Source organism: Bradyrhizobium sp. 33ap4 (assembly GCF_032654765.1).
Lineage (GTDB): Bacteria > Pseudomonadota > Alphaproteobacteria > Rhizobiales > Xanthobacteraceae > Bradyrhizobium > Bradyrhizobium australafricanum.
Window position 1 is genome coordinate 45552 of record NZ_JAUMTJ010000036.1, and the last position, 18578, is coordinate 64129.

At 63.8% G+C, this 18578-nt stretch carries 19 protein-coding genes; 8 read left to right on the forward strand and 11 right to left on the reverse strand.

Annotated features, from left to right (window positions below):
* Positions 1–72 precede the first annotated feature (72 nt).
* From Q2M23_RS26230 to Q2M23_RS26240, 3 genes are all read left to right on the forward strand, one after another.
* On the forward strand, positions 73–552 hold the full coding sequence (locus tag Q2M23_RS26230; RefSeq protein ID WP_092088532.1) for a PaaI family thioesterase: 480 nt from the start codon (positions 73–75) through the stop codon (positions 550–552).
* 250 nt (positions 553–802) lie between these two features.
* Positions 803–3025, forward strand: a complete 2223-nt coding sequence (locus tag Q2M23_RS26235; RefSeq protein WP_316397543.1) for an alkaline phosphatase family protein — start codon at positions 803–805, stop codon at positions 3023–3025.
* Positions 3026–3273: 248 nt separating this feature from the next.
* Positions 3274–4284 (forward strand): methyltransferase, encoded by a 1011-nt coding sequence (locus Q2M23_RS26240; protein ID WP_316397544.1) that lies wholly within the window; start codon positions 3274–3276, stop codon positions 4282–4284.
* A 14-nt stretch (positions 4285–4298) separates the two neighbouring features.
* Here Q2M23_RS26240 and Q2M23_RS26245 read toward each other — a convergent pair whose 3' ends face one another.
* Positions 4299–4700 (reverse strand): substrate-binding domain-containing protein, encoded by a 402-nt coding sequence (locus Q2M23_RS26245; protein WP_316397545.1) that lies wholly within the window; start codon positions 4698–4700, stop codon positions 4299–4301.
* Between the two features lie 192 nt (positions 4701–4892).
* On the opposite strand from Q2M23_RS26245, the gene Q2M23_RS26250 reads away from it, so the two are divergent.
* A complete protein-coding gene (locus Q2M23_RS26250; protein ID WP_076828557.1) occupies positions 4893–5870 on the forward strand; it encodes a DMT family transporter in 978 nt (325 codons plus the stop codon).
* Between the two features lie 42 nt (positions 5871–5912).
* Here the strand turns inward: Q2M23_RS26250 and Q2M23_RS26255 are convergent, their stop codons facing one another.
* From Q2M23_RS26255 to purC, 7 genes are all read right to left on the reverse strand, one after another.
* Positions 5913–6509, reverse strand: a complete 597-nt coding sequence (locus Q2M23_RS26255; RefSeq protein WP_083715041.1) for an invasion associated locus B family protein — start codon at positions 6507–6509, stop codon at positions 5913–5915.
* Between the two features lie 248 nt (positions 6510–6757).
* Entirely contained in the window at positions 6758–8362 is a 1605-nt protein-coding gene (locus tag Q2M23_RS26260) for an ABC transporter substrate-binding protein (protein WP_316397546.1), read from the reverse strand.
* Between the two features lie 130 nt (positions 8363–8492).
* Positions 8493–9452: a tripartite tricarboxylate transporter substrate binding protein BugD gene (locus Q2M23_RS26265; RefSeq protein WP_168855089.1), complete on the reverse strand. Its 960-nt coding sequence runs from the start codon at positions 9450–9452 to the stop codon at positions 8493–8495.
* Positions 9453–9515: 63 nt separating this feature from the next.
* Positions 9516–10217, reverse strand: a complete 702-nt coding sequence (gene purQ, locus Q2M23_RS26270) for a phosphoribosylformylglycinamidine synthase subunit PurQ (RefSeq protein ID WP_057018388.1) — start codon at positions 10215–10217, stop codon at positions 9516–9518.
* A complete protein-coding gene (locus tag Q2M23_RS26275; RefSeq protein WP_057018387.1) occupies positions 10214–10468 on the reverse strand; it encodes a hypothetical protein in 255 nt (84 codons plus the stop codon). Before Q2M23_RS26275 ends, purQ begins: the two co-directional genes overlap by 4 nt.
* Before the next feature lie 11 nt (positions 10469–10479).
* Positions 10480–10722, reverse strand: coding sequence for a phosphoribosylformylglycinamidine synthase subunit PurS (gene purS, locus Q2M23_RS26280; protein WP_057018386.1), 243 nt, complete (start codon positions 10720–10722; stop codon positions 10480–10482).
* A 15-nt stretch (positions 10723–10737) separates the two neighbouring features.
* Positions 10738–11505 carry a phosphoribosylaminoimidazolesuccinocarboxamide synthase gene (purC, locus tag Q2M23_RS26285; RefSeq protein ID WP_016843454.1) on the reverse strand — a complete coding sequence of 256 codons (768 nt, stop codon included), beginning with the start codon at positions 11503–11505 and terminating at the stop codon, positions 10738–10740.
* Positions 11506–11854: 349 nt separating this feature from the next.
* Between purC and Q2M23_RS26290 the strand changes: the two genes are divergently transcribed.
* Complete coding sequence (locus tag Q2M23_RS26290; RefSeq protein ID WP_050387668.1) at positions 11855–12178, forward strand: DUF1476 domain-containing protein; 324 nt, start codon at positions 11855–11857, stop codon at positions 12176–12178.
* 29 nt (positions 12179–12207) lie between these two features.
* Here the strand turns inward: Q2M23_RS26290 and Q2M23_RS26295 are convergent, their stop codons facing one another.
* Positions 12208–13152 carry a LysR family transcriptional regulator gene (locus tag Q2M23_RS26295; protein WP_316397547.1) on the reverse strand — a complete coding sequence of 315 codons (945 nt, stop codon included), beginning with the start codon at positions 13150–13152 and terminating at the stop codon, positions 12208–12210.
* Positions 13153–13264: 112 nt separating this feature from the next.
* On the opposite strand from Q2M23_RS26295, the gene Q2M23_RS26300 reads away from it, so the two are divergent.
* From Q2M23_RS26300 to purB, 3 genes are all read left to right on the forward strand, one after another.
* A complete protein-coding gene (locus tag Q2M23_RS26300; protein WP_316397548.1) occupies positions 13265–14092 on the forward strand; it encodes an isocitrate lyase/phosphoenolpyruvate mutase family protein in 828 nt (275 codons plus the stop codon).
* Between the two features lie 316 nt (positions 14093–14408).
* Entirely contained in the window at positions 14409–15299 is an 891-nt protein-coding gene (locus Q2M23_RS26305) for a hypothetical protein (protein ID WP_316397549.1), read from the forward strand.
* Between the two features lie 166 nt (positions 15300–15465).
* On the forward strand, positions 15466–16896 hold the full coding sequence (gene purB, locus Q2M23_RS26310) for an adenylosuccinate lyase (protein WP_076828436.1): 1431 nt from the start codon (positions 15466–15468) through the stop codon (positions 16894–16896).
* 66 nt (positions 16897–16962) lie between these two features.
* Here purB and cynS read toward each other — a convergent pair whose 3' ends face one another.
* On the reverse strand, positions 16963–17451 hold the full coding sequence (gene cynS, locus Q2M23_RS26315) for a cyanase (protein ID WP_316397550.1): 489 nt from the start codon (positions 17449–17451) through the stop codon (positions 16963–16965).
* 19 nt (positions 17452–17470) lie between these two features.
* The gene (locus Q2M23_RS26320; RefSeq protein WP_316397551.1) at positions 17471–18382 is read right to left on the reverse strand and encodes an ABC transporter ATP-binding protein; all 912 of its coding nucleotides are present in this window, start codon (positions 18380–18382) and stop codon (positions 17471–17473) included.
* Between the last annotated feature and the right edge of the window lie 196 nt (positions 18383–18578).

The following is an 18578-nucleotide window of genomic DNA, read 5'->3' on the forward strand; positions in this document are numbered from 1 at the left end:
GGTCCCGGGATTTGCACAATGGGGATGGATCGGATTTAAGGACCCGAACCCGATAATTGAAGGCCATATTTCGTGAACGAGCTCGCCAAAACCGCATTCAACCGCCGCCCCGACCTGCACGTCGAAACCGAGGGCGAATTCGCCGGCTGGCGAACCTGGACCCGGGACAATTTCGAGACCCATACCGGCCCGTTCTACCACCGTATGGACGAGAACGGCCGCATCACCTGCGCGTTCCGGGTCGGCAAGAAGCACCTCAACGGCTCCGGCAACGTCCACGGCGGCTGCTTCATGACCTTCGCGGATTACTGCCTGTTCGCGCTCGCCGGCTCGGTGCTGCAGGGCCCCGGCGTCACGGTGTCGTTCGCCTCGGAATTCCTCGACGCCGCCCGCGAGGGCGACCTGATCGAGTGCACCGGCGAGGTCACCCGCGCCGGCATGTCGCTGATCTTCGTGCGGGGCATGCTGACATCGGCGGAGCGGCCGCTGTTCACCTTCTCCGGCACCATCAAGCGGGTGAAGCGCAGGACGCCGGCGCAGGCAACGGCGTAAAGCGTGTGACGTCTGTGGACGCACGCCGTCATCCAGCCGTTACATCGCCACGGATTGAATCGACAGCACAGCTCTAGCGCGTTGTGTTCACGCGCGTTCTTCGCGTGAGGCAATGCGAACTGCGGTTGTGACGTATCGACGCGCTGTCGTTGCGTCGTCGCGCGCGCGTCACATGCGCGTCAGGCAAGCCCCCGAAGATTGCTGAACGGTTTCCGTTTGTGCGTTCGCGCAGCGAAGTTGGGGCATTCTCATGAAATTGAAGACGTTCGTTTCCGTTACGACGGCGATGTCGCTTGTCGCATCGCTGGCGTGGACTGCAACTCCGGCGCGCGCCGGTCAAGACGGCGATAATGGTGATCGCGGCGTTGGCGATGCTCGCGGTCACGATCAGGATCATGACGGCGGTCATCACGGCCGCAAGCCGCGCGTGGTGATGATCTCGCTCGACGGTGCCAAGCCCGATTTCATCCAGAAATTCATCGAGGAAGGCGTACTGCCGCGCGACGGCGGCCTCGCCCAGCTGAGCCGGCGCGGCGCGGTGGCGTTGCAGAACGTGACGGCGTCACCGTCGCTCACCGCGGTGTCGCATATTGCGATCGCGACCGGTTCGACGGCAGTCCACAACGACATCCCCTCGAACACGTTCGAGCCGATCGTCGGGCCGATCTCCGGCAGTATCAGCGGCTTTGCGGCGCCGATCGGCGGCTACAGTGAGAACCCGCTCGGGCCGTCGCCACACCCGACCGCGGTGCCGTTGTGGGTGCAGCTGCACCAGCAGGGCAAGAAGGTCGTCACGGCGACCTGGCCAGGCGGCGACGGCGCCGACATCTCCATCAACAAGACCGTGGTGCAGCCGGCCCAGCCGACCCGCATCACCGACTTCACGGTCCCGTTCGGCGCGTTCGGCGGCATCGGGGCCCAGGGCTTCTCGCTGTCGCGAGGCGACTTCACGGCCGACCCGAGCATCGTGACGGCGCTGCAGGCTGCCGGCCATTTCTCGTTCAGCCCGGTAATGGTGACCTCCGCACCGATCGAGACGTTTTCCTGCTCGGCCGCGGCAACCGCGACCTGCACCAACGCCTCGACGCTCGACGTCAAATATTCGATCCGCGTCGCCGCGATCGACACCACCAACGATCGCAAGGTGAACTACGACACGCTGGTGTTCTTCGATGCCAACCGCGGCATCACCGCAGGACCGTTCCACGCGCCGTCGACCGGGCCGGCCTATGTCAAGTTCGGCGGCGAGAACGCACCGTTCTTCTTTGAAGGCAGCGGGGCGAAGGTTGGTGCCGCGTACTTCGTCTCTGCGCTGTCTCCCGATCTCTCGGTGGTGCGCTTCGCCCGCTACGGCGCCAATTACATCCCGCGCAATACGCCGGTTCTCGCCGACGTCGACGACATCAACAACAACATCGGGTTCTGGCGTCCGCAGGCCGACTTCCGCATTCCGGAGCGGCTGAGCCCGGGCTTCACGGGCTTCCCCGACGTCGAGATCGAGACGATGTTCGAGGACATGGTGAAGACCTTCGTGCGCTACCAGGCCAATATCGGCGAGCGCGCGATCAAGACCCATCCGGACGCCGACCTCGTCATGGTCTATATCGAGCAGCCCGACGGCTCCGAGCACCAGTTCCTGCTGACCGATCCCCGCCAGGGCACCACCCCGACCGATCCGAATTCGATCGGCGCCAACCAGGATGCTGCCAAGGTCAAGCGCTACGCGTCCTACATCCGTTTCGCCTACCAGACGGCCGACAAGGCGGTGAAGCAGATCGCCGATGCGGCGGGCCGCGACAGCAACGTGATCGTGGTGTCGGACCACGGCTTCGCGCCGTTCCACACCTCGGTCAATCTCACCAACATCCTGCGCAACGCCGGGATCGACACCAGCAAGGTCGGGATCCGCACCTCCGGCCCCGCCGCCGACATCTACGTCAACCTGCAGAACCGCGAGCTCGGCGGCACCGTTGATCTGGCGACCTACCGCACCCTGGTGGCGCAGATCACTGACGCGGTGAAGAACGCGGTCGACCCCAATGCCCGCTTCAACTACTCACTGAAGGACCAGCGCATCTTCACCGTCGTCGAGACCCGGCCGCTGCAATGCGACGCCGGAACCGGACAATGCATCAGCAAGACCATCGGCCAGGACTATGGCGACGTGTTCGCGCTGATGGCGCCCGGCTACAATTTCGACGGCATCCAGAACCCCGGGGTCGCGCGCCAGGGCGACGCACCGTTCAACGCGGCAACCACCATGCTGTCGATGCCGAACTTCTATGGCGCCCACGGTCACGACCCCGAGCTTCCGGTGATGAGCGCGACGTTCATCGCCGCGGGCCCGCAGATCCGCAAGGACACCGTGGTGCGGCACATGCGCAATATCGACGTGGCGCCGACCATCATGCGGATCCTCGGTTCGGCACCGCAGCAGGTCGACGGCGAGGTGCTGGGCCAGGTCCTGCGCTAGAGCATGGTCCGGCATTTCAGGCACAGCTCACGCGATGGACGCCGGAGCGGCGTCCATCGCTGATTCGTTCTCGCCAATCCTGCGCCACTGGCGTTCACCGAACGGAAGTGTCAAAATCAAATCTATTCGCCGTTATTTGAAATGACGCCGTGGTGAACCCCTGCCACCCTCCCGGCGCACCAGGCCCGAACCAGGGGCGACATGTTCACCCGGCTGCACCAGCAGTGACAACCAATTGGGATCAAGTCATGAGCGCGGCAACACCGGAACATATTATGCAGATTGGTATGGGCTTTTGGGCGTCCAAAACGCTCTTGAGCGCCGTCGAACTGGGCGTGTTCAGTACGTTGGCCGATGGCCCCGCTGACCTGCCGACGCTGCAAAGGACGCTTGCGTTGCATCAGCGATCGGCCCGCGACTTCCTCGATTCGCTGGTGGCGCTCAGATTGCTTGAGCGCGAGAACGGCATCTACAGCAACACCCCGGACACGGACCTGTATCTCGATCGCGCCAAGCCATCCTACATCGGAGGCATTCTGGAGATGGCGAATGCCCGGCTCTATGGCTTTTGGGGATCGCTCACGGAGGCCCTGCGCAGCGGCGAATTGCAGAACGAGGGCAAGGGCGGAGGAGAAGACTTATTTGCGGCATTGTATGCCGATCCGGATCGGTTGCGGGGATTTCTGACCGCGATGAGCGCAATAAGCGCGGGTGCGGCGCATGCTATTGCCGGCAAGTTCCCTTGGAGCGAGTACAAGACTTTCATGGATCTCGGTTCGGCTCAGGGCATGGTGCCTGCCACGCTCGCACACGACCATCCGCACCTCACCGGCATCGGCTTCGACCTTCCCGCGGTCAAGCCGGTGTTCGAGGAATTTATCGCTCAGCGCGGGCTGGAGGATCGGGTGCGGTTTCGGGGAGGAAACTTCTTCGAGGACCCGCTGCCGGAGGTTGAAGTCATCATCATGGGTCACATCCTTCATGATTGGGACCTTGCCAAGAAACGGGCGCTTCTCGGCAAGGCATTCGATGCGCTTCCGAAAGGTGGCGCAATCATTGTTTATGACGCCATCATCGATGACGATCGCCGCGAAAACGCTTTCGGGCTTCTGATGAGCTTGAATATGCTGATCGAAACCGCCGGTGGGTTTGACTACACAGGCGAAGACTGTCAGGCTTGGATGCGCGACGTCGGATTTTCCCGAACGCGGGTCGAACCGCTCGTTGGCCCGGATTCGATGGTGATCGGATTTAAGTAGCGTATCCGCGTGGTCTACCGATCAGTCCGCTTTCCGGACGCCGACGCCGTAAGCGCCTCGAAATTATGCTGCCAATACTGCTCGATCTGCTCGACCAGCGTGGCCGGCAGGGGAACGTAGTTGAGCAATTGAGCCTGCGGCTTGCCGCTCTGCAATGACCAGCGCAGGAAGTCGATCGCGGTTGCCGACCCGTCGGGCGATTTCGGCTGCTTGTGCATCAGGACGAAAGTCCTGGCCGTGATCGGGTATGCGTCCTCGCCGGGAGCGTTGGTGAGGACCAGGTTGAAGTCCTGCGTCGCCATCCAGTCCGCGCTCGAGGCCGCAGCCTGGAACGATGCGGCGTCGGGGGTGACGAAATTGCCGGCACTGTTCTGCACCAGGCCGAAGGAAATCCGGTCAAGCCGTGTGTGGGCCAAGTCACAAAACGGTAGCATACGCCGGAGGCGTCGGATTTGGCACCCGGACGACGCCAGCCTCAGTCCCACAGACGCAGCCCGCCAATTCCTCCAAGCGGGATATCGGCGTAAATTCAATACCCTAGCCTTGCATCGCGCCGCCGCGCTAGATTGCTGCTTCGCGCGCCAATGCGCGAAGGGAGCCAAATCAAGGTGCCGAAGAGCACAGCGAAAACGGGCGGCGTGACGGCTCCCGAGAAAGTGCCCACCTCGTCCACGTCGGCGCCGGGCGCGCGCGGCTGGCGCGATTATGCGCTGCTGCTGGCGCTGGCGTGCTGCTGGAGCTCGACCTACCCGCTCACCAAGATCGGGCTCGGCTCGATCCCGCCGGTCACCTTCATTTCCGCGCGCTCGCTGGTGGCCGCCGCCTTCCTCCTCATCGTGCTGCGCATTCGCGGCATCCGCATCCCGACCGACCTCAAGGCCTGGAAGCTGTTCGCCTTCCAGCAGACCATCAACTCCACGATCCCGTTTTTGGTGATCACCTGGGCGCAGCTTTACGTGCCGGCATCCAACACCGTGGTGCTGGCCTCGACGACGCCGATCTTCGCCTTCCTCATCACCTGGGCGATCACGCGACACGAGCCGGCCTCTCTGCTCAAGCTGGTCGGTGCGATCCTCGGCCTCGCCGGCACGGTCGCGATCATCGGCCTCGACGCACTCTCAGGCTTCGGCAAGGAGATCTTCGCCGAGATCGCGATCCTGCTCGCCACCGTCTCGTTCGCCTGCGCCACGATCTTCGGGCTTCGGCTGTCGGACTATGATCCGATGGTCGTGGCGGCCGGCTCGCTGTTGTTCGGCGGCACCGTGCTGCTGCCGGTCGCCCTGATCGTCGACCATCCCTGGACCCTGCACCCGACGCCGCAGGCGCTGGTCGCCACCGTCGTGATGGGCATCTTCTCCAGCGCGTTCGGCCTGATGCTGTTCTACATGTGCCTGACGCGGCTCGGCACGCTGACGACGAATGCGCAAGGTTATCTTCGCATTCCGATCGGCGTCGCGCTGTCGGTGATCCTGCTCGGGGAATCCGTGCCGTCGAATCTCGCGCTCGGCCTCGTGCTGGTCATGGCCGGCGTCGCCGCGATGACGGTGCCGGGCGAAGCAGTCAAACGGTGGCTGCGCAGGCTGTAGCTGCTGCTCATCGAATCTGACAGACCCGCTATTTGCGGTCGCCTATCTCGCTTCACAGCGCGCTTTGCGCTCCTCTTCGGCGCGCTTCGCACGCTCCGATCTCGCCTGCTTTTCCTCCGCCGAAAGCACCTCCTCGATGACCTTCGTCTCTTGTGCGGGTCCATCGTAGGCATCAGCGAATCCGGCGAGCGGCACGGTCAAGCTGATCGGCGAATTGGCCTTATCGAAGGCTTCCAGAGTGAGCGCATGCGCTTGCTTGAGCTGATCGACCATTTCCGGTCCGGCGTCGTAGTCAGCCGTGCAACCGTAGGCAAAGCAGCCCGCGTAGGGCCGCTCAATCGCTTGTCCCTGATCGATAATGATCCGAACACCACGTTCGACTATCACCCGGGTCGGCAAGAAAACGCGCAACGTCTTCCTGGAATCTCCGGTGCGCGCGATCAGCGCGGCTGCCACGACTGCCCCGCAGTCTATGTTCTCTATCTTCGATCGCCCCTCTCGCCCGACAATGCAGGTGTCGGCTATGCAGAACTTCGTCCAGGGGGGATAAGTCAACGTAGCCTGTTCGCCGGCTACTGGGCCGGCAACCAGCCAAGCAAGCGCCATGCCGGCGCAGCAACGCAAGATCACACGGCGCATGGCCGCTTTCCCCGATCAGACCTGAACTCAGGCTCGTCGCGGACTGTGTCCGCATCAGGGCGTTGCACGCCGCAGAAATGCTACTTCTTGTCGTCCTTCGCAACGTCGCGGGTCACGAGTTGCTGCAGCACCTCGGCGCGCGAGTTCATTGGCGTCGGGTACGACCGTCGACAGGTCGACGAACCGCTTCTTCACCGCTTCGCTCGCACTCGGGCGCAGCCATGCAGGCGACGATGCTGGACCCCGGCTTATTGCACGCTGACCAGCGTGAGGTCGACGAACCACGATTGGGGCGACACAAAACCCTTCACCTTCGGACTCATCGCGCGAGGGTTCAGATCGTGGACAATATAGAGCCAAGGCGGATCGTCGACGAGGCGCTCATGCGCCTTGCGGTAAGCCGCCGAGATCACTTTCGGATCGGTCGCTTCCGAAATCGTCTTGAGTGCGGCTTCGAACTCGTCGTCCTTCCATTGCTCGAAATTGAAACCGTTCGGTGAAAAATTGGCGGCCAGGAAATAGCGCGCCATCACGCCGGCGTCCGACGAAGGCGAGCTGATATTGAGCGCCATAGCGCCGCGCAAAGTTGGGCTGTCGGGCGTGGCCCGGGCCGCCGTCAGAAGCACCTGCCACTCGATGACGTCGAATTCCACATCGACCCCGCAGGCTTCCTTCAGGTTCTGCTGCAGGAATTCGTTCATCGGCAGGGGCAGCATCTGCCCCGAGCCTGAATTCGAGATCAGCACCTTGAACGCCAATGGCTTCGCCGACGTGTAACCCGCCTCGGCAAGCAGCGCCTTGCCCTTGGTCGGATCGAACTTGTAGTGATTGACCGGCGCGCCGAAATCGGGATCGCTGGCCTTGAGCCAGCCGACCGACGGCTCTGCGGTCCCGTTGAGCAGGGACACCAGCCCGTCCCGATCGATGCAGTAGTTCAGGGCCTGGCGAACCCTGACGTCCTTGAACGGGCTGTTGGCGGCGCCGATGTTGTAGAACCACGGCCAGACATGCGGATAGGAGCCGGTGGTAATGGTGAAGCCGGCGGATTTCAGCGAGTCGACGCCATCGGCCGGCGGCACTTCGATCCAGTCGACCTGGCCGGCACGCAAGGCGGCCAGCCGCGAATTGGCCTCGGGGATCGGCAGCAACACGACATTGTCGACCTTCGCTGTCTTGCTCGTGTCCCAATACTTGTCCCAACGCGCCAGATCTGCCTCTTGCCGCGGCACAATCCTGGTGATGCGGAACGGCCCGGTGCCGGCAGCCGGCAACGTCGCGACCTTGGCCCAGTCGCGGCCGGCCTTTTCGAATGAAGCGGGCGAGGTGAACAGAAGATAGACCGCCATATAGGGAAAATAGGATGCCGGCTTCGTCGTCGAGATCGCCACCGTTGCGTCATCGATCTTCCGGTAGCTGCCCATCACCGGGACCCGCGCCCGCGACATCGCCGAACTCGGCGGCTCAAATTGCGGGCTCTCGCTGTTGAAGTAGCGATCGAGATTCCAGATCACGGCATCGGCATTGAAATCGGTACCATCGTGGAATTTGACGCCCTGGCGCAGATGGAAAATCCAGGTCTTGTTGTCGACGGGGTCCTGTTCCCATTTCTCCGCGAGTCCGGGACGCAAAGTCGCCAAGCGGTCGGTTCCGCTCAGATTCCACAGCACCAAACCCTCAAAGATCGGATAACCGAGAAAGCGCATGCCTTCGAAGCCGTTATTCGGCAGCCCGGTGGCCGTCGGGATATCGGACGCCGTCATGGCGATGCGCAACGTGGTCTCGGCCATCGCCCAATGCGACCACAGCAGCGCGCATAGGAACGCAATCGTGCGGTGAGCCTTGCGAATGAGCATGATGCGCTCCCGTCCTGATCGATCGGGAGATCACCAGCAAATTTCAGGCCAGTCTGGCGAGCGGCTGACGCAAGGCTCGCCGCCTCGGCGACCGCGTCGAGGGCAGAGCCAACGCAGCGACGATGACCCTCTACTTCTTATCGTCCGCCAGCAGCGTGCGGTATTTTGCGACGTCGCGGGTCACGAGCTGCTGCAGCGCCTCGGGCGCGAGCTCATTGGCGTCGGGGGCGACGGTCGACAGGTCGGCGAAGCGCTTCTTCACCGCCTCGCTCGCAACCGCGGTGCGCGCGGCGGCGTTGAGCTTGGCGATGATCTCGGGCGGTGTGCCCTTCGGCGCGAACAGGCCGTTCCAGCCCTGCGCCTCGAACTCGGGCAGTCCGGCCTCGGCCGAGGTCGGCAGTTCCGGCAGCGAGGCCAGCCGCACGGTCGAGCCAACGACGACCGCTTTCACCAGCTTGTCGTCGATCGCCTGCGACACCGAGGCCGCGGCATCGCAGACGCCGTCGATCTGACTGCCGATCGCGTCCGTCAGCGCAAGCGCCGCGCCGCGATAGCCGACCAGCTGCACGTCGATGCCGGCGGCATGAACAAAACTCTTGCAGATCAGGTAATTCGAGGAGCCCACGCCGGCATGGCCGAGATTGACCTTGCCCGGATTCTTCCTGGCGTAGTCGATGAATTCCTTGAGGTCCTTGGCCGGAAAATCCTTGCGCAGCGCGACGATGCCGAAGGTCTTGGCGACCACGGCAATCGGCGCGAAGGAGTCAGGCGTAAACGGCAGCTTCGGATAGATCGTGTAGGTCGCGGCGTTGGTGCCGGCATTGCCGATCGCGATGGTGTAGCCGTCCGGCTCGGCGCGCGCGGCGCGGGCGAGCGCGGTCGAGCCGCCGGCGCCGCCGACATTCTCGATGATGATGCTCTGGCCGAGCGCCGTGCCCATCTGGTCGGCGACCGCGCGGGCGATCACGTCGGAGGTGCCGCCGGCCGTGAACGGCACGATCATCGTGATCGGACGCTTCGGGAAGTCCTGGGCGTAGGCCGACGTCGCAAGCAGAAGCGCCGCAGCCGCGGCAACGCACCACCGCCGCATTTTATTCTGACGCGTTTTCTTCACGCGAACCGGTCCCCACTTCGCTCGAAAACGCTATGGTGATTACGCCGCCTTTTCGAACTGCTGGACCAGGCCTGCGAACAGGCCGCGGCCGTCGGTGCAGCCCATGATCTCTTCGACGTGGTTTTCCGGATGCGGCATCATGCCGAGCACGTTGCCGCGCTCATTGACGATGCCGGCGATCGAATGCGCGGCGCCGTTCAGATTGGAGGCCTCGTCGACCACGCCCTCCGGCGAGCAGTAGCGGTACAGCACCCGCCCGTCGCCTTCGAGCCGCTTCAGCGTCTCTTCGTCCGCCTCGTAATTGCCTTCGCCGTGAGCCACCGGCACGCGGATCACCTGGCCGGCATTGTAGCCGCGGGTGAACGGCGTGTCGGAACGCTCGACGCGCATATGCACGTCGCGGCAGATGAACTTCAGCCCGGCATTGCGCATCAGCACGCCCGGTAGCAGCCCCGACTCGCAGAGGATCTGGAAGCCGTTGCAGACGCCGAGCACGAGCCCGCCCTTGGCGGCGAAGTCGCGCACCGCGTCCATCACCGGCGCGCGCGCTGCGATCGCGCCGCAGCGCAGGTAATCGCCATAGGAAAAGCCGCCGGGCACCACCACGAGGTCCGTGCCTTTGGGCAGCGCGGTCTCGGCGTGCCAGACCATCGCGGTCTCATTGCCGGATGCGAGCTTGAGCGCGCGCGCCATGTCGCGCTCGCGGTTGATGCCGGGGAAGACGAGGACGGCTGATTTCATGGAGTTGGTACTTCGTTCAATTCGAGACGTGTCTCTATGCGGTCAAGACGGCCTTCGTGGCGAACCAGCGTCGCGTGAATACCGGAAATCTCCTGGAACACGCCGGTAATTTCCTGGCGGATACCATTCTGAGACGTTCGCGATGCCTGCATTTCCTGCTTCAACTCATCGATCTTGCCGTCGACCTGAGCCAAACGCGCCTGGACCGATTTCATCACTTCGAACATCAGCTCCATCGTCACGTCGGCCATTTGCTCGCCCCTTACGCCTTCAGTTCGATGGCATAATTCTCGATCACGGTATTCGCCAACAACTTGTCGGCGGCGGCCTTCAGCGCCGCTTCCGCCTTGGCCTTGTCGGTCGCGGCGAGCTCGATGTCGAACACCTTGCCCTGGCGAACGCTGGCGACGCCGTCGACGCCGAGCGATTTCAGCGCACCCTCGATCGCCTTGCCCTGCGGATCGAGGATGCCCGACTTCAATGTCACTGTCACACGTGCCTTCACGGTCGTCCCTTCAGCTTAGCTCTTCACCAGCACCGGGCCGCTACCGGCCGGCCGCTCGTTTTCAATCAGAATGCCGAGCCGCTTGGCGACCTCGGTGTAGGCCTCGAGCAGGCCACCCAGATCCCTGCGGAAACGGTCCTTGTCGAGCTTCTCGTTCGACTTGATGTCCCACAGCCGGCAGGAGTCCGGCGAGATCTCGTCGGCGACGATGATCCGCATCATCTCGTTCTCGAACAGCCGTCCGCACTCCATCTTGAAGTCGACGAGGCGGATACCGATGCCGAGGAAGAGGCCGGTCAGGAAGTCGTTGACGCGGATGGCCAGCGCCATGATGTCGTCGATCTCCTGCGGCGTCGCCCAGCCGAAGGCGGTGATGTGCTCTTCCGACACCATGGGGTCGTTGAGCTGGTCGTTCTTGTAATAGAACTCGATGATCGAGCGCGGCAGCTGGGTGCCCTCCTCGATCCCGAGCCGCTGCGACAGCGAGCCGGCGGCGACGTTCCGCACCACCACCTCGAGCGGCACGATCTCGACCTCGCGAATCAGCTGCTCGCGCATGTTGAGGCGGCGGATGAAGTGGGTCGGCACCCCGATGTCGTTGAGGTGCTGAAACAGGTACTCCGAAATCCGGTTGTTGAGGACGCCCTTGCCCTCGATCACCTGGTGTTTCTTGGCGTTGAACGCGGTCGCGTCGTCCTTGAAGTGCTGGATCAGGGTTCCCGGCTCGGGGCCTTCGTAAAGCACCTTGGCCTTGCCTTCATAAATACGGCGTCGACGGCTCATTGGGATGTACCGTGTTTTGTTGAAATCCATGGATTTGGGTGCTCCGGATGACTTGGGGTTACGACCCACGACGGAGCTGCCGCGGAGGCCTGGAACCTGGGCAATCCAATTGGAAACAGAACAAGAACCATGCCTGTTGGCAACCTATCCGATTGGCCCATCCAGCACAATCGATAGTGCCCCCTTGAGGGCACTTATACCGCCCTATCATAAAGGGCCGATTCCGCCAGTTTTGCCTGCGGCTTAACGGCTCGTTGTCTTGCCGATTCCTCCCACCTATCTAGGCAGGCACAGGGGTTGCCGCAACGCGCGGCGGCCCTCATTCAGCAAGGGAATTGGAACTTCAGCCATGAGCGAATTCAACAAGCGCGAGGAAGGTTTCGAGAAGAAGTTCGCCCTCGACGAGGAGCAGAAGTTCAAGGCTGAAGCCCGCCGGAACAAGCTGCTCGGCCTGTGGGCGGCCGAGAAGCTCGGCATCACGGGCGATGCCGCCAGCGCCTATGCCAAGGAAGTGGTCGCCGCCGACTTCGAGGAAGCCGGCGACAATGACGTGCTGCACAAGGTTCTGAAGGACCTCACGGCCAAGGGGCAACCCGCCACCGAGCGCGATATCCGCGCCAAGATGGACGAGCTGCTGGCGGTGGCCGCGGCGCAGGTCAAGGCGGGAAGCTGAGTTCCCGGTACACCCTACCAAGTCGACTTTTACGCGCGCCGGACACCGTTCCGGCGCGACGTGTTTGTGCCCCTCGCCTTGGTGAAGTCGGCACGGAGGATGTCGAGCAGACGGCGTGAGGCGGCGCTGAGGAAGCCGCCGTGCCGTGTCACGGCGACGACCTCGTGGCTTGCGGCGAGATCGCCGACGCGGATCGTCGCGATCCTCGAGCTACCCAATTCCTCCGTCGCATTGCTTTGTGACAGCAGCGCGATCCCGAGCCCGGCCTCGACCAGGCGCTTCTGCGCCGTCAGGCTGTCGACCGGCGTCCAGGCGACCTCGCCGAGCCCGTGCGTCAGGAACAGGGCGAAGACGTGCGAGGCGGTGATTTCGCGGCGTCCCGGCACCTCCGGGAAGGCGATCCAGCGCTCATCCCTGAGATCGGCAAGCTTGCCGACCCGGCGTCCCGCCAGCGGATGGTCCGGCGCGCAGACCACCCCGAGCGGCTCGGCAAACAGCACCTCGCAATCGAGGTCGCGCGAGCGGTCGCGGTCGTAACGCAACCCGATCGTCGCCTCGCCGCGCCGGATCAGGTCGCTGACCTCGGCGCTGGTCGCGGTGCGCAGCGTCAGCGCAACGTCCGGGTGCCGGCGGGCAAAGCGCTTCAATACGTTCGAGAGCCGCTCGCCGGCGAGGGTACCGGTCACCGCCAGCGCCACCGGGCCGGAATTGCCGCGCAGCAGCGCGCGCACCGCGTTCTCGGCATCCTGCGCCGCCGCCACCGCCCGTTCGGCATAGGGCACCATCACCCGCCCGGCATCGCTCAGCCGCGTCTTGCCCGCGATCCGCTCGAACAGGGGCACCCCGAGCTCCTGCTCGAGCAGCGCTATGCGCCGCGAAATCGCCGGCTGCGAGCGGTGCAGCGCCTTGGCGGCATGCGAGATCCCGCCGCGCCGATGCACCACCAGGAACGTGTTGAGCGCGTCGCTGTCCATCGCCCTCCCCATGCAAAAAGCTGATGATATCGAGAGAAATAACAAATTTGTCTGATGGGCGAAACCGCCCTATCGCTGCTTTCAGTCGCTTTTGACAACAGCAGGAGTTCACATGCGCACCCAGGCGGACAAGGCAGCACGGTTTCGCGAGCTGCATCAGCGGCCCGGCACCTTCATCATTCCAAATCCGTGGGACGCCGGAACGGCGAAGCTGCTCGCATCCATGGGCTTCGAGGCGCTGGCGACCACCAGCCTCGGGCTCGCCAACACGCTTGGCCGTTCGACCGTCAGCCTCGACGAGATCATCGAGAATTGCCGGGTGATCGCCGAGGCCACCGACCTGCCCGTCAATGCCGATCTGGAAAAATGCGGCGCCGACATGCCGAAGCTCGCGGCCGAGGCGATCCGCTTCGCCGCCGAGGCCGGCGCGGTCGGCGGCTCGATCGAGGATTCGACCGGCGACCCGCAGCGCCCGATCTACGATTTCACGCTCGCCGTGGAGCGGGTCCAGGCCGCGGTCGAGGCCGCACGGGCGCTGCCCTTCCCGTTCACGCTGACGGCGCGGGCGGAAAACTTCCTGCACGGCCGCAAGGACCTCGACGACACCATCAAGCGGCTACAGGCGTTCGAGGCCGCCGGCGCCGACGTGCTGTATTCGCCGGGCCTCTACGATCTCGCCACCATCAAGACCATGGTGTCATCGATCAACAAGCCGTTCAACCTCGTGATGGGCTTTGCCGATCCGACCCTGACCGTCGAGCAACTCGCCGCCGCCGGCGTCAAGCGCATCAGCGTCGGCGGCGCGATGCAGCGCCACGCGCTGGCTGCGTTCCTGCGCTGTGCCCGCGAGATGAAGGACAACGGCGCATTCAGCTTCGTCCGCGACATGGCGCCGGTGAAGGAGGTCCGCGCGGCATTCGCCGCAGCGAAAGGCGAATAGGAAGCAGCGAATGGCGAATCGGAAAGCATCCATTCGCTATTCGCGCTTCTCTCATCTCCTCGAAATCCGTCTCCCGACAAGTCGCCACTCACGTCGCGGCGTGCCTTGAGCGGCCGCGATTCTCAGTCTGCGCACGACATATATGGTCTCCTCCTCCAGGGTGAGTGAACAGCTTCACACAACCATCGGTGAATCGGACGTAGAACACGACGGGCGCAGGCGTACGATCAGTTCATTCCAATCGATCCTGCGCACGTCGATTCAATCTACACCGATGATCAGAGGCGGCGTCTCGTCGCGATGGGGGATTTCCAAAATGAAGAGCTGGTTGTTTTCCCTGCACAAGGGCGTTGGAAACAGTCCGCAATTTCTTACGAACGTCTTCAACGGCGAGGCCTGGAGCGGCGATGTCCCGATGCCGGGGAACACCTGGATCAGCAACACGCCGGCAGCCGTCGTCTTCAACACCAACCTGTATGTGTTCTATCCGATCAACCAGTCCCTCTATTACAGGGTCTATGACGGCGAGCTGTGGACGGCGGCAGCCCAGGTGCCCAACATGGCCGGCGTCGGCGGCGGCGTGGCGGCCGCCGTGTATGACGGCCTGATCTATCTGCTGTACTCGAATCCCGGCCAGTCCGACCTGATGTACAAGACCTACGACGGCACCAGCTTCGGACCCGAGATCAACACATCCGGAACCAACCATCTCATCTCCGTCGCCTACCAGAACGTCGACACCCCGGCCGCGGTCGTGCGCGGCGACACGCTCTACGTGTTCGGCCGCGGGCCCGGCTATAGCGAACCCGGCAACATGAACCGCTTCTGGTACGCGACCTTCGACCGCAGCACCTGGCGAAGCAATCCGGTTGCCGGCACGGAAGGCCTCAGCAACGGTCCGGGCGCAGCTTCCTACAAGGACTGGATCTACCTGTTCTTCAACGACCCCACGGGTCTCTTCTTCTTCAAGCGGTTCGACGGCATTGGCAGCTGGGGAGCCGACCGCCAGGTCCCCGACACGCCGGGCAATTTCGGCAATGCCGCGCCGGTCGTGTTCAACGACACATTGTACGTCCTGCACCAGGGGCCCAACGGCCAGTTCCTGTACAAGACGACCGACGGCGAGGACAACTGGACCAGCGACACGGCCGTGCCGAACACGGCCGGCCTGAGCTGCGGACCCGCCGCAGTGACCTTCTCGCTCTGACGCGGGGCGAAGCATGCCTGCGCCGCCCCGGATTGCCCGAGGCGGCGCCTTCTAGAATCTGGTATGCTGGCGCCAGCACCGCAAGCCCGGCCGAGCGTTACCAGACCTGACGATTCATCGCAGGTCGCGGCTTGCAGCCAGCCTCAGGCAATGCCAAGAGAGCGGGATGTCCCAAGATCACATTTCCAACGTCCTCGCCGAACGTTACGCCTCGCCCGCCATGCGCGCCATCTGGAGTGGCGAAGGCAAGGTCCGCCTCGAACGCGACTACTGGATCGCCGTGCTGAAGGCCCAGCGCGATCTCGGCATCGCGGTGCCGGATGGCGTGATCGAAAGCTACGAGCGCGTCAAGGACCAGATCAACCTGGCCTCCATCATGAAGCGGGAGCGCGTCACCCGCCACGACGTCAAGGCGCGCATCGAGGAGTTCTGCGAGCTCGCCGGTCACGAGCACCTGCACAAGGGCATGACCAGCCGCGACCTCACCGAGAACGTCGAGCAATTGCAGGTCTACCGCGCGCTGCAGCTCATCGAGACCAAGAGCATCGCCGCACTCATCCGCTTTGCCACGCGCGCGAAGCAATTGCGCGACATCCCGTTCACCGCGCGCACCCATAACGTGGCCGCGCAGGTCACGACGCTCGGCAAGCGCATCGCCATGTCCGGCGAGGAGATGCTGCTGGCGCATCAGAGCCTGGTCAATGTGCTGCAGACCTATCCCGCCCGCGGCCTGAAGGGCGCGGTCGGCACCCGTCTCGATCAGATCACCCTGTTCAACGGAGATGCCGGCAAGGCGCGCGCGCTCGAGCAGCGCGTCCTCGTTCACCTCGGCCTGCCGAAGGCCCTCGATGCCGTCGGCCAGGTCTATCCGCGCAGCCTCGACTTCCGTGCGGTCAGCGTGCTCACCGAGCTCGCCAGCGGGCCCGGCAATTTCGCCAAGACCATCCGCCTGATGGCAGGCCACGAACTCGCCAGCGAAGGTTTTGCCAAGGGCCAGGTCGGCTCCTCCGCGATGCCGCACAAGATGAACAGCCGCTCCTGCGAGCGCATCAACGGCCTGCATGTGATCCTGAAGGGCTATCTCGCGATGGCCGCAGGCCTTGCCGGCGATCAGTGGAACGAAGGCGACGTCTCCTGCTCGGTCGTCCGCCGCGTCATGCTGCCCGATGCCTTCCTCGCCATGGATGGCCTGCTCGAAACTTTGCTCACGGTGCTTGACCAGATGGAGGTGTTCGAAGCCGTCGTCGAGACCGAGCTCAACCGTTATCTGCCTTTCCTGCTGACCACCACGGTGATGATGGAAGCGGTCAAGAAGGGTGCGGGCCGTGAAGGCGCCCACGAGGCGATCAAAGAGCATGCCGTCGCGGCCATCGGCGACCTGCGCACCGGCAAGATCGTGCAGAACGATCTGCTGCAGCGCCTCGCCGCCGACAAGCGTCTTGGCTTGAGCGCAGCCGAGTTGCAGCACGTGCTCGACCAGGGTCGCGCCAACTCCGGCGACGCCGGCGCCCAGGTCGATTTCTTCGCCGAGCAGGTCGAGGCTTTGGCCAAGGCCAAGCCTGAGGCGGCTCGCTACAACCCGGGCACGATCCTGTAGCGATTGGTGAGGTGCGAGTAGCGAATGGGCAGGAATCCATTCGCTACTCGCCATTCGCCCCTCGCCTTACTCTTCCTTGAAGCCGTATTCAGGCACGTTGCCGCTGGCGCCGTAATATTTGTACGGCAGGAACTTGCCGCTCATGGTGATCTTGACGCGGTCGCCCTTCGGATTGGCGACGCGCTCCAGCGCCATGTCGAAGTCGATCGCCGACATGATGCCGTCGCCGAATTCTTCTTCGATCAGCGCCTTCCAGGCCGGGCCGTTGACCATCACCATCTCGTAGAAGCGGTAGATCAGCGGATCGGTCGGCGGCATCGGCGTGCCGGTGCCGCGCATCGGCACCTCGTTGAGCATCGCGATCTCGGCCTTCGACAGCCCGAACAATTCGCCGGCATTCGCCGCCTGCGGCTTTGTCAATTTCATCTGGCCGAGGATCGCGCCCGTGATCAGCACATCGGAATAGCCGCCGACCTTCTCGCAGATGTATTTCCAGCTCCAGCCCTTCTCGCGCTTGATGTCGAGCAGCTTCTCGGTGAGGTCTTCGCGTTTCATCAGGTTTCCTCCTTGGGCTTCAGCGCGCAGCGCTCTGCGCGGGATTGAGTTCGATGGCGCGTGGCGGCGAGACGATCACCGGCTCGCCGACGCCGGGCCGCACCGTCGGCACGTGGCGCGGATCGTGACCGGTCATCTCGGCGGCAAAGCTCTTGCTGCGGCTGACCAGGAAATCGACGATATGGTTGCGCAGCGCATAGTAATAGGGATGGCGGTGCAGGTCGATGCGGCCGCGCTCCTTCGGCAGCGGGTTCTCGACGATCTCGGCCAGCACGGCGCCGGGACCGTTGGTCATCAGGAATATCCTGTCGGCGAGGAAGATCGCCTCATCGACATCATGGGTGATCATGAAGGTGGTCTGCCCGGTCTCCAGGCAGATCCGCCGCACCTCGTCCTGCAGCGTGCCGCGGGTCAACGCATCCAGCGCCGAGAACGGCTCGTCCATCAGCATGATCTTCGGGGTGATCGACAGCGCCCGCGCGATGCCGACGCGCTGTTTCATGCCGCCGGAGAGCTCGGACGGATGCTTGTGCTCGGAGCCGGTGAGCCCGACGAGATCGATGAACTTCTGCGCATGCGCCTTCACCCGCGCACGGTCCCATTTGCGCCATTTCGAGCTGACAGCATAGGCGACATTGCCCGACACGGTGCGCCACGGCAGCAGCGCATGGCTTTGGAAGATCACAGCGCGGTCGAGGCTGGTGCCCTCGATCCCCTGCCCGTCGACGATCACCGTGCCCTCGCTCGGCTCGTCGAGGCCGGCGAGGATGTTCAGCACCGTGGTCTTGCCGCAGCCGGAATGGCCGATCACGCAGCCGAACTCGCCGCGCGCCATCGACAGCCAGAAATTCTCGAACACCGTGGTGACGCCGCCGCCGGCGCCGGGATAGCGCCGCGCAATGCCCTCGATCGAAATGAACTTGTCGGTCATCCGCGGTAGCTCCACGAATGGACTGCGCTCCCTCGCCCCGCTCTTCGCGGGTAGAGGGTTGGGGTGAGGGGCTTCCTCCGCGAGCACGGCGGCAGATAGACTCGCGGAAACTCCCCCTCACCCGATCGCTTCGCGATCGACCTCTCCCCGCAGGCGGGGCGAGGTGAAGTGGCTGCAATGCGGCTGTCGGTCATCG

What these genes read in the sequence shown, in the direction of transcription:
- Q2M23_RS26235 (WP_316397543.1), top strand. Translation starts at nt 803, where the DNA reads ATGAAATTGAAGACGTTCGTTTCCGTTACGACGGCGATGTCGCTTGTC.
- Q2M23_RS26240 (WP_316397544.1), top strand. Translation starts at nt 3,274, where the DNA reads ATGAGCGCGGCAACACCGGAACATATTATGCAGATTGGTATGGGCTTT.
- Q2M23_RS26255 (WP_083715041.1), bottom strand. Translation starts at nt 6,509, where the DNA reads ATGCGCCGTGTGATCTTGCGTTGCTGCGCCGGCATGGCGCTTGCTTGG.
- Q2M23_RS26260 (WP_316397546.1), bottom strand. Translation starts at nt 8,362, where the DNA reads ATGCTCATTCGCAAGGCTCACCGCACGATTGCGTTCCTATGCGCGCTG.
- Q2M23_RS26265 (WP_168855089.1), bottom strand. Translation starts at nt 9,452, where the DNA reads ATGCGGCGGTGGTGCGTTGCCGCGGCTGCGGCGCTTCTGCTTGCGACG.
- purQ (WP_057018388.1), bottom strand. Translation starts at nt 10,217, where the DNA reads ATGAAATCAGCCGTCCTCGTCTTCCCCGGCATCAACCGCGAGCGCGAC.
- Q2M23_RS26275 (WP_057018387.1), bottom strand. Translation starts at nt 10,468, where the DNA reads ATGGCCGACGTGACGATGGAGCTGATGTTCGAAGTGATGAAATCGGTC.
- purC (WP_016843454.1), bottom strand. Translation starts at nt 11,505, where the DNA reads ATGAGCCGTCGACGCCGTATTTATGAAGGCAAGGCCAAGGTGCTTTAC.
- Q2M23_RS26290 (WP_050387668.1), top strand. Translation starts at nt 11,855, where the DNA reads ATGAGCGAATTCAACAAGCGCGAGGAAGGTTTCGAGAAGAAGTTCGCC.
- Q2M23_RS26295 (WP_316397547.1), bottom strand. Translation starts at nt 13,152, where the DNA reads ATGGACAGCGACGCGCTCAACACGTTCCTGGTGGTGCATCGGCGCGGC.
- Q2M23_RS26300 (WP_316397548.1), top strand. Translation starts at nt 13,265, where the DNA reads ATGCGCACCCAGGCGGACAAGGCAGCACGGTTTCGCGAGCTGCATCAG.
- Q2M23_RS26305 (WP_316397549.1), top strand. Translation starts at nt 14,409, where the DNA reads ATGAAGAGCTGGTTGTTTTCCCTGCACAAGGGCGTTGGAAACAGTCCG.
- purB (WP_076828436.1), top strand. Translation starts at nt 15,466, where the DNA reads ATGTCCCAAGATCACATTTCCAACGTCCTCGCCGAACGTTACGCCTCG.
- cynS (WP_316397550.1), bottom strand. Translation starts at nt 17,451, where the DNA reads ATGAAACGCGAAGACCTCACCGAGAAGCTGCTCGACATCAAGCGCGAG.
- Q2M23_RS26320 (WP_316397551.1), bottom strand. Translation starts at nt 18,382, where the DNA reads ATGACCGACAAGTTCATTTCGATCGAGGGCATTGCGCGGCGCTATCCC.